The sequence below is a fragment of the Methylobacterium sp. 22177 genome (assembly GCF_052045615.1).
Lineage (GTDB): Bacteria > Pseudomonadota > Alphaproteobacteria > Rhizobiales > Beijerinckiaceae > Methylobacterium > Methylobacterium radiotolerans.
The window spans coordinates 52,586-61,743 of the sequence record NZ_JBQEPK010000004.1; the positions used below are offsets into that span (position 1 = coordinate 52,586).

The 9,158-nt window shown below is 71.8% G+C and carries 9 protein-coding genes; 6 read left to right on the forward strand and 3 right to left on the reverse strand.

Features of this window, described 5'->3' with window-relative positions; translation table 11 throughout:
• Positions 1 to 4 precede the first annotated feature (4 nt).
• Positions 5 to 217: a hypothetical protein gene (locus tag ACTJK8_RS06390; protein WP_440761713.1), complete on the reverse strand. Its 213-nt coding sequence runs from the start codon at positions 215 to 217 to the stop codon at positions 5 to 7.
• 394 nt (positions 218 to 611) lie between these two features.
• On the opposite strand from ACTJK8_RS06390, the gene ACTJK8_RS06395 reads away from it, so the two are divergent.
• The 5 genes from ACTJK8_RS06395 to ybaL all read left to right on the forward strand — a co-directional run bounded on the left by ACTJK8_RS06395 (position 612) and on the right by ybaL (position 5,760).
• Positions 612 to 1,820: a tyrosine-type recombinase/integrase gene (locus ACTJK8_RS06395; RefSeq protein ID WP_440761714.1), complete on the forward strand. Its 1,209-nt coding sequence runs from the start codon at positions 612 to 614 to the stop codon at positions 1,818 to 1,820.
• Positions 1,821 to 2,099: 279 nt separating this feature from the next.
• Complete coding sequence (locus tag ACTJK8_RS06400; RefSeq protein ID WP_059408933.1) at positions 2,100 to 2,300, forward strand: hypothetical protein; 201 nt, start codon at positions 2,100 to 2,102, stop codon at positions 2,298 to 2,300.
• Between the two features lie 55 nt (positions 2,301 to 2,355).
• On the forward strand, positions 2,356 to 2,904 hold the full coding sequence (locus tag ACTJK8_RS06405) for an HD domain-containing protein (protein ID WP_012319089.1): 549 nt from the start codon (positions 2,356 to 2,358) through the stop codon (positions 2,902 to 2,904).
• A 107-nt stretch (positions 2,905 to 3,011) separates the two neighbouring features.
• Positions 3,012 to 3,407 carry a hypothetical protein gene (locus ACTJK8_RS06410; protein WP_234742019.1) on the forward strand — a complete coding sequence of 132 codons (396 nt, stop codon included), beginning with the start codon at positions 3,012 to 3,014 and terminating at the stop codon, positions 3,405 to 3,407.
• 478 nt (positions 3,408 to 3,885) lie between these two features.
• Positions 3,886 to 5,760: a YbaL family putative K(+) efflux transporter gene (ybaL, locus tag ACTJK8_RS06415; protein ID WP_059408935.1), complete on the forward strand. Its 1,875-nt coding sequence runs from the start codon at positions 3,886 to 3,888 to the stop codon at positions 5,758 to 5,760.
• Positions 5,761 to 5,821: 61 nt separating this feature from the next.
• Here ybaL and ACTJK8_RS06420 read toward each other — a convergent pair whose 3' ends face one another.
• Both ACTJK8_RS06420 and ACTJK8_RS06425 read right to left on the reverse strand, forming a co-directional pair.
• Positions 5,822 to 7,000 carry a DUF1624 domain-containing protein gene (locus ACTJK8_RS06420; protein ID WP_012319086.1) on the reverse strand — a complete coding sequence of 393 codons (1,179 nt, stop codon included), beginning with the start codon at positions 6,998 to 7,000 and terminating at the stop codon, positions 5,822 to 5,824.
• A 356-nt stretch (positions 7,001 to 7,356) separates the two neighbouring features.
• A complete protein-coding gene (locus ACTJK8_RS06425) occupies positions 7,357 to 8,256 on the reverse strand; it encodes a cupin domain-containing protein (protein ID WP_440761715.1) in 900 nt (299 codons plus the stop codon).
• Between the two features lie 96 nt (positions 8,257 to 8,352).
• Here ACTJK8_RS06425 and ACTJK8_RS06430 point away from each other — a divergent pair, with 96 nt between their 5' ends.
• On the forward strand, positions 8,353 to 9,099 hold the full coding sequence (locus ACTJK8_RS06430; protein WP_053622691.1) for an SDR family oxidoreductase: 747 nt from the start codon (positions 8,353 to 8,355) through the stop codon (positions 9,097 to 9,099).
• The last annotated feature ends 59 nt before the right edge of the window (positions 9,100 to 9,158 follow it).

Below are 9,158 nucleotides of genomic sequence, written 5' to 3' on the forward strand. Positions count from 1 at the left end.
GGTCTCAGACGGTGATGTCGACCACACGCTTCTGCGATGGCGGAAGGTTCAGACCGTCCTTCTTCTCCTGAATGCTCTCATCATCGGGTCCTTGCACCGCCGCCGTAACGGTGTGCAGTCCCGATCTGTGTTCGAGTGCGGCCTCAGCTTGCGCCGATTGGATCATCTCCGTCGCCCTCACCGGCCCAACGGCGTTGATCGAGGTGGTGATCGTCATGGCTCGGACCTCCTCGAACAGGATCTGAGCACGAGACTATTGATTGATCAGTTTCGTAAATTCGGTCAATTTTTCAAATCCGTGAAAGCGCATCGAAAGAACAGTTTTTCGGCCCTCTTCTTTCTGATCGCGGAGTAGCAGCATGGCCGAGTCCAGCACCATCCCGCGCGACGTCGGGCTGAAGGGAGGGGGATGGGGCGATGCCGCGTGAGCAGTTGGCCAGCGCCGCCGACCTGGTGCGCGAATTCGGCTTCACCGAACGGCACTGGATCCGTCAGGCTGCGGCCGGGCGAATCCCCGGTGCTCGACAGCCGTTCGGTCCGCGGTCATCGTGGGTGTTCGACCTGCGTGCCGTGCGTCAGTGGTGGGATGCTTCGACGAGGACGGTGCCAGAATGGCCGACATCTACCTCCGCGGTAAGACGTGGTGGGGCCGGATCCAGAAGAACGGCCAGGACATCCGCGAATCCCTCGGAACACGATCTGAAAGCGTTGCTCGCCAACGTCTTGCGGTCTGGCTCTCCGACCTCGAAGCCCAAGCGTGGGGCGGGAAGCCGCGGCTGACGCTGAACGCCGTCATCGCGTCGTTCATCACCGACCACGGGCCGTCACTGCGCCCCAGCACGCTCCGCCGCTACGGGGTGTCGATCAACTGGCTGAACGAGCACTTCAAGGGCAGCCTGCTCCTCGAACTGCGGGCCAAGGATCTGAAGGAGTTCGAGACCGCGCGGCGCACGGCCGGCGCGTCGGCTCCAACGGTGCGGCGCGACCTCGCCTGCCTGTCGACGATCTTCGGCTTCGCGATCGAGAACGAGTGGGCCGACCTCAACCCGGTGATCCCGTTCCTCAAGCAGCGAGCGAAGCGCGGGCTGCGCGAGGCGCCTCCGCGCACCCGCTACCTCAACCGGGCGGAGGAGGGGAGGCTGCTGGATTCGGCAGTGCCCTACGTCCGTGACGCAATTCTGTTCGCGATCTACACCGGCCTGCGCCAGGAGGAGCAATTTTCGCTCACGTGGCCGCAGATCGACCTCGCCCGGAAGCAGCTCACCGTCTCGGCCGAGACCGCCAAGGGCAAGCGTGAGCGCACGGTGATCCTGCTGAAGCCGGCGCTCAAGGTGCTCGCCCGGATGCCGCGGCATCTGACCAGCCCGTACGTGTTCCATCACGGGGCGGCGACGACGAAGCGCGGAGCTGCTCGGGCAGCAGCAGCGGCGCGGCCGGAGCGCAACGACGGCGAGCGGTTCAATCACCTGGACCGCGGGCTCCGGAACGCGGCCGACCGGGCGAAGGTGAAGGACCTGCGCTGGCACGACCTGCGCCGGACCCACGGCTGCCGGCTCCTCCAAGAGGAGAAGTGGACGATGGAGATGGTGCGCGATCAGCTCGGCCACCGCAGCGTCGTCCAGACCGAACGGGCCTATGCATTTTTGGAGGTTGAGGCCCGGCGCGCAGCGGCGCATGGAGTCGGCACAAATCCCGGCACAGGGGAAGGCGGGTCATTCCCGCAGGAGATCGACGCCGCGACCGGCCTGCCGATCGTTGCACAAAAACCGGCACAGGGTCAGCGGACTGATTTGGAAAAGCGAAGGCGGGCAAGAGGTTAGCACTTGGGGACATTGGCTTTTGGTACCGCCATTCCCAGGTTCGAATCCTGGCGCCCCAGCCAAATTTCCCAAGGAAAACAGGACGTTCGGGACCGGGATTGAGCGGGCGGCCGGGTCGCGCGTGGCGTTTGCCCGCGGCGCGGAAATCCGCTCTGGCCCGAACGCCCTCCGGCGCCGGCGCTCTCAGGCGAGGAGCCTGCGCGCCGACACCGACACCGCGCCGGGGCTTCGCCGCACGAGGGTGATGGCCGCGGTCATCATGGGCTTTCCGAGACCGACATGAGCGACGTGCCCGATCAGAAGCGGACGAAGATCGCCGAGAGCGTGCTGGTTCGTCTCAGCACGTTCGCGCTGGGCGCCGGCCTCTGCGATGGCATCGCCCGGAGCATCGTCGAGAAGGTGGTTGCCGACATGCCGGAAGCCTCCGTCGAGCAGATCGCGGCGGCGGCGCGGATGATGATGCTGTTCGTGTCGGGCTGAGCGCGGTACATGGCCCGGACCGCCCCGCTGGCACATCCGGTGAAAGGATGAGCGCGTGATCCTGCCGCCCCTCCGCCGGACCGCGGCCGATGCCCAGACGGTGGCCACCGTCGTCCACCGAGGCCAAGTCGACAAAGCCGGCAGGCCGTACATCGAGCATCTGGCGCGGGTCGTTGCCGGCGTGCTCAGGCTGTCGGAAGGGTGCCCGTCCTGGTCCGATCTGGAGCGGGACGAGGCGGTGCAAGCCGCATGGCTGCACGATGTGGTCGAGGATACCAGCTACGGGTTCGGCCACTTGGCCAAAGAGGGCTTCAGCGACAACGTGCTGACCTCGGTCGCCATGCTCACGAAGCCCGGTGGGCGCGTCACCTACGCGGCCTGGATCAACAACATCGCGAAGGTGGGCACCCTTCGGGCCACGCTCGTGAAGCTCGCCGACCTGGAGGACAATTCGGATCCCGGGCGTCTGGCGCTCCTCGCCGCGGAGACTCGGGAGCAGCTCATCCTCAAGTACGAACCGGCCAAGGCCAGCCTGCGCACAGCGGCCGCGGCGAAGGGCTGGCTCGGTTCGCCGACGACGGTCGAGGGCGACAGGCCGCGTTAGCCCGGCGCCCTCCGAAGGCACCGCCGCCGGGAGCGGCACGGCACCGTCGGGCGGCCCGGTCGGGACGGGATCAGCCGCCGCGTCGATCCGCGTGCCCGGACCGCGCGATGCGGTCCGCCACGGGACATCCTGAAGAACCGGACATTTTCCGGAAGATCAACCGATCTTCTCTGCAGACCGAGAGCGTGCGTGAGCGCACGCGTTTCACAATCCCCGCCGCAGACCGCCGCGCGCGCGCGGATGAAGACCCGATGATGGGACCGTTAATACAGGGGGCCTCGATTTTGGGGAGGCAGCACGTGGGCCGCACGTATCCGAACACTCGCAGAGGGCGAGCCTTGCTGTTCAGCCGGCGAGCCGAGCCGGCCATTCGGACGTCGGATCTGGTCGGCGCCACGGCCGGGGTCGCGCTCCTCGGCGGCCTGTGCTTGCTGCTCGTGGCCCTGTTCACGAGCGAGGCGCAGGGCTTCACGGATCTCGCGTCGATCCTCCCCGGATCTTAGGTCCATCGCCGGCCCTGCCGGAGACCGGCCACGCGCCTGCATCCGCGTCGGCCGGCGGCGTCTCTCCCTCCGGCGCGGGCCGGCCCGCGACCCGCGGGGCGGGGCACGCAGCGGCCGCGCCGCCGGTCGCGGGCACCACCGGACACATGCGCATGTGGCGCGGCCTCCGACGGCGCCCGGTCGCGGCAGCGGTGAAGCCGCGGGTGCCGGGTCCCGGCCGATCGTCCCGCCCCGACCCGCCTCGGCCCGCGACCGCGCGCCGGATCCCTGCACGATGGCCGCGATTGGAGACGCGGGCGGCGCCGGCCGCCCGACCATCGCGGCGCGGCGGCCGTGGTCTCGCAACGCCCGGATGGGACGCGGCGATCGCTGACGGCGATCCGCACAGCTGTTCGGCCGGAAGAGGGTTGAATCGCGTTCGCCAGTCGAGAAGGCTCGCTCCGCCCGACCCGCATCGCCCCTCGGAGGTGAAGACCCTGTGCCGCACGCGACCGAACTGATCGCCGTCATCGCCCTCGGGCTGACCCTCGCCTTCATCTGCGGGATGGTCGCGCAGCGCCTCAGGCTGCCGCCTCTGGTCGGCTACCTGGTCGCGGGCGTCCTCGTCGGCCCCTACACGCCGGGCTTCGTGGGCGACAGCAACCTCACGGGCCAGCTCGCGGAGATCGGCGTCATCCTGCTGATGTTCGGGGTCGGGCTGCACTTCTCCTTCAAGGACCTGATGGCCGTGCGCGCCATCGCCCTGCCCGGCGCGGTGGTGCAGATCACGGCGGCGACCGCCATGGGCATCGGCCTGGCCCTCGCCTGGGGCTGGACCCTCGGCCAGGGCCTGGTCTTCGGCCTCGCCCTCTCTGTCGCGAGCACGGTCGTCCTGCTCCGCGCGCTGGAGGAGCGCGGCCTCCTCGACACGGATAACGGCCGCATCGCGGTGGGCTGGCTCATCGTCGAGGATCTGGCGATGGTGCTGACCCTCGTGGTCCTGCCCGCCCTCGCGCCTTCGCTCGGCGGCGAGGCCCGCGGCCTCGGGCACGGCACGGCCCACGCGCTCACGGACCTCGTGGCCCAGCTCGTCGGACCCGACCGCGCGCAGAGCCTCGCGCTGACCGTCGCTCTGACGCTCGCCAAGGTCGCCGTCTTCGCGGCGCTGATGCTGGTCGGCGGACGCCGCTTCGTGCCCTGGCTGCTCGATCAGGCGGCGCGCACCGGCTCGCGGGAGCTGTTCACCCTGGCGGTCCTGGCCCTGGCCCTGGGCATCGCCTTCGGCTCGGCGGAGCTGTTCGGAGTCTCCTTCGCGCTCGGGGCGTTCTTCGCCGGGATGGTGCTCGCCGAGTCCGATCTCAGCCACAAGGCGGCCGCCGACTCGCTGCCGCTGCAGGACGCCTTCGCGGTCCTGTTCTTCGTCTCCGTCGGCATGCTGTTCGATCCGGGCATCCTCGTGCGCGCGCCGCTCTCGGTCCTGGCGGTGCTCGGCGTGATCATGGTGGGCAAGTCCCTGGCGGCGGTCGCCATCGTGCTGGCCTTCCGGCACCCGCTGGGCACGGCCCTGACGATCGCCGCGAGCCTCGCCCAGATCGGCGAGTTCTCCTTCATCCTGGTGTCGCTCGGGCTGTCGCTGAAGCTCCTGCCGGAGGAAGGGCGGAACCTGATCCTGGGCGGAGCCCTGCTGTCGATCACGCTCAACCCGCTCTTCTTCGCCCTGGCGGCCCGGATCGAGCAGGCCTTCGCCGACCGGCCCGAGCTCGCCGCCCGCTTCGAGCGCGAGGGCGTGGTCGACGTCGCCGTCTCGGGCGGGGAGCCGCCGCGCCGGGACCACGTCGTGATCGTCGGCTTCGGACGCGTCGGCAGCAGCATCGGCGCGACGCTGGAGACCTGGGACCTGCCCTACGTCGTGGTGGAGCGCGACCGGCGCCGCGTGCTGGCCCTGCGCGCGGCGGGCACGCAGGCCGTGTTCGGCGACGCGACGGCGCCCGGCATCCTCGAAGCGGCCGGCATCGGCACGGCGCGCCTGCTCGTCGTCGCCACGCCCGACGCGCACCAGGCCCGCCGGCTCGTCGAGGCCGCGCGCGCGGCCAATCCGGGGATCGACACCGTGGTCCGCACGCACAGCGAGGCGGAGCGACGCCATCTCGAGGAGGACGGCGTCGGCCTCGTGCTGATGGGCGAGCGGGAGCTCGCCCTCGGCATGTCCTTCTACGCGCTGCGCAGTCTCGGCGTGCGGGAGGGCGAGGCCCGCGTCTTCATCGACACGGCCCGCGCGGAGAGCCGGAGCGACGCGGAGCGGACGGTCGGGCCGGTGAGGGGAAGCCCCGAGTTGCGCCACCAGCACGACCGCGACGGGGCGGACCTGTCCTGACGCGGGAGCACGAGGGCGGCCCGGTCTTGACCGGCCCCGGCCGGAGCGCGGGGAGCCGCCGTCAGAGGTAGCTCAGGGCCGGCCAGGTCGAGGCCCGCTTCAGGCGCACCATGGCGCGGCACGCCAACCAGAGGGGAACGCTCACGGCGGCCGCGATGAGCCAGAGCGCGAGGGGCGAGCCGGCCTCCACCCGTCCCGACGCTCCGGCGAGGCCCAGCGCCGCGGCACCGTCGTAGAGGAAGCGCAGCAGCGCGAGGTGCAGCAGGTAGAAGAACAGCGGCGCGCCGCCGAAGACGCGCAGGCCGCCCAGGAGCCGCTGCGGCAGCGTCTCGAACAGCGCCAGCAGGCCGAGGCCGAGCCCGAGCGTCAGCAGCAGGAAATCGGCCGAGGGCGGGTACTTGGTCAGGTTGACGAAGGACAGGGCGGTGGCGAGCGGCGTGGCCCCCGGCTGCCACGGCACCGGTTCGCCGTAGCCGTTGAGCACGCGCAGGGCGAGGAAACCGACCAGGGCGGCCGCCCCCAGCCCGAGGAGCCGCGCGCGCCGGCGCGCGGGATCGACCCCGCCGGCGAAGAGCGGCCCGAGGGCGTAGCCCGCCGCGATCACGCCGATCCAGGGCAGGAGCGGGTACGAGGTCCGCGCCAGGCCGCCCCAGGGCAGCGCGATCATCCCGCGCTGATGCAGGATCGACCAGAGCACGTAGCCCGGCTCGTCCGCCCGGATCGCGATCCCGTCGAGCAGGTTGTGGCCGAGCATCAGCGCCAGGGCCCCGGCCACGAGGGCGAGCCGCGGCAGCCAGAGGAGCCCGGCCAGCGCCACCATGCAGAGGCCGATCACCCAGATCACCTGCAGGTAGAGGATCGACGGTCGGACGCTGCCGGCCCAGGCGAAGCTGACGAGCGTCACCTCCAGCAGGATCAGGAGCAGCCCGCGCTTGAGCAGGAAGGCGGCGGTCGACCGCCGGCCGTGCTTCTGCCCGTAGAGGCAGGCCGAGAGGCCGGTGAGCAGGACGAAGACCGGCGCGCAGAGGTGCGAGGCCGCCCGCGTCAGGAACAGGTCGGGCGGCGTCGCGGCGAGGTCCATCGGGTCGCGGACCTGCGCGTGCAGGTAGAAGAACTCCCGCACGTGGTCGACGAGCATCAGCAGCATGACCAGCCCGCGCAGGGCGTCGATGGAGCCGATGCGCCGGGATGCCGCCGGGCCGCCGGTCGCGGCGGCGGGCGCCACGGAACGAGAGACCATCAGGAGCGCGCCGTCGTGCGGAGTGCGCCCCGCAGGCGCGCGCCGATGCCGGCTCGGACGCCGCCGGCGATCGCGCGGGACGCCGACGCCCCCCGACCGGCGCGGTCCCGGCGGCGGCCGGCACCGGCAACGATCTGGGAGCGGAGGGCCGGCGGATCGGTGATCAGGACGTTCTCCTGCGCGAAGGGGCGAGGCGCGTCGGTCACGCCGCCGCGGATGCGACGGTCGAGCGCGATGCCGGTCTCGTAGCCGAACCCGGCCTCGGGGCGAAGGGTCGACTGGCCCCGTCGATGCCGGTGTCGGGCCGGAATGAGGCCACCGCCTCGTCGCGCCCGGGCACGGTCAGCCGGCCCGGATCACCGCGCCGGCCGCCCGATCGCGTACCGGACCGGCGGCCGGCCGACGTGCCGGGCGAAGGCGACGCTGAACGTGCTCGCCGAACTGTAGCCCACCCGCTCGGCCACCTCGGCCATCCCGATCGCCTCGCGGCTCAGCAGATCCTTCGCCAGCGCCATCCGCCACGCCAGCAGGTACGCCATCGGCGCGACCCCGACCGCGCGGCGGAACCGCTCGAAGAACGTGGACCGGGAGAGCCCCGCTTCCCGCGCGAGCGCGGCCACCGTCCAGCTCTCCGTCGGCCGGTCGTGCATGAGCCGCAGCGCGGCGGCGAGCCGGTCGTCGGCGAGGCCGCGCACCAATCCCGAGGGCGCCGCCGGCCCGGCTGTGGCGCGCAGCGCCTCGATCAGCACGACCTCCAGCAGGCGGGCGAGGACCACGTCGCGGCCCGGCCGGTCGGCGCGCGTCTCCTCGTTCACGAGGCCGAGCAGGGTGGTCAGCCGGGCGGCGCCGCGGACATGCACGTACCGGGGCAGCAGCGACACGAGCAGGTCCGCGTCGCTCGACGCGAAGACGCAGTGCCCCACGAGCATCCGGACGTTCGGCGGCCCCTCGGCGGCGCCGAGCCGGAACACGCCGGGGGCCACCTCGACGGGAGGCGGCGCGGCGCGCCGCGGCGGGTCGAGGCTCGTGGTGGTGAACGCGTGGGCCGCGGGAATGAGGACGAAGTCGCCCTCTCGGAGCACGATCCCGGCCTCGCCGTCGATCGCGAGACGGCACCCGCCCTCGAGCACGGCGGCGTAGAACGGCCGACCGGAATCCGCGCGCCGCACCGCCCAGAGGCCGGATCCGGTGACGAGTTTGGACAGCGGGGCACTCGGCCGGAGGAGGCCGACCACCTGGGTGAGCGGATCGGGCATTCTCGGACGCTCGCCAATGCGAACCGGACTTGCGCACGTATCGGGTCCGGCCCGCGCTCCCTATCACCCCGTTGCCCCATCTGCACGGGAATTCCCATGAACACGATCCTGATCACCGGCTGCTCGTCCGGCTTCGGCCTGGAGACGGCCCGCACCTTCCTCGCGCGTGGCTGGCGCGTGGTCGCCACGATGCGCAGGCCGCGGGGCGATCTGCTGCCGCCGTCCGATCGTCTCAGCCTCCTGCCGCTGGACGTGACCGACCGCGACAGCGTCGCCCGCGCAATCGCGGCCGCCGGACCGGTCGACGTGCTGGTCAACAACGCGGGCGTCGGGCTCCTGAACGCGCTGGAGGGCGTCTCGATGGACGCCGCGCGGGAGGTGTTCGAGACGAACACCCTCGGCACGATCGCGATGACCCGGGCCGTACTGCCGCAGTTCCGGGAGCGCCGTGCGGGCGTCGTCGTCAACGTGACGTCGAGCGTGACGCAGCGCCCGCTGCATCTGCTGTCGGTCTACACGGCGAGCAAGGCGGCGGTGAACGCCTTCACCGAGTCCCTGGCGCTGGAACTCGAACCGTTCGGCGTGCGCGCGCGGCTGGTCATCCCCGGCCGCGCCCCGGAGACCGCGTTCGGCGCCAACGCGCGCGCCCGCATGGGCATGGACATCCCCGAGGCCTACGCGGCGGTGGCCGCGCAGGTCTTCGCCGGCTTCCAGCAGGCGGACGAGGACCTGACCCGGCCCGCGGACGTGGCGGAGGCGGTGTGGCGCGCGGCGACGGACCCGTCATGCCCCACGCGCCTGCCGGCCGGTGCCGACGCGGTGGCGTGGGCCAGGGCGGGCTGAGGGCGGGCTGAGGACGGAGTGCGCGCGGAGTGCGGGCGGCGGCGAACCGCGCCGGCCCC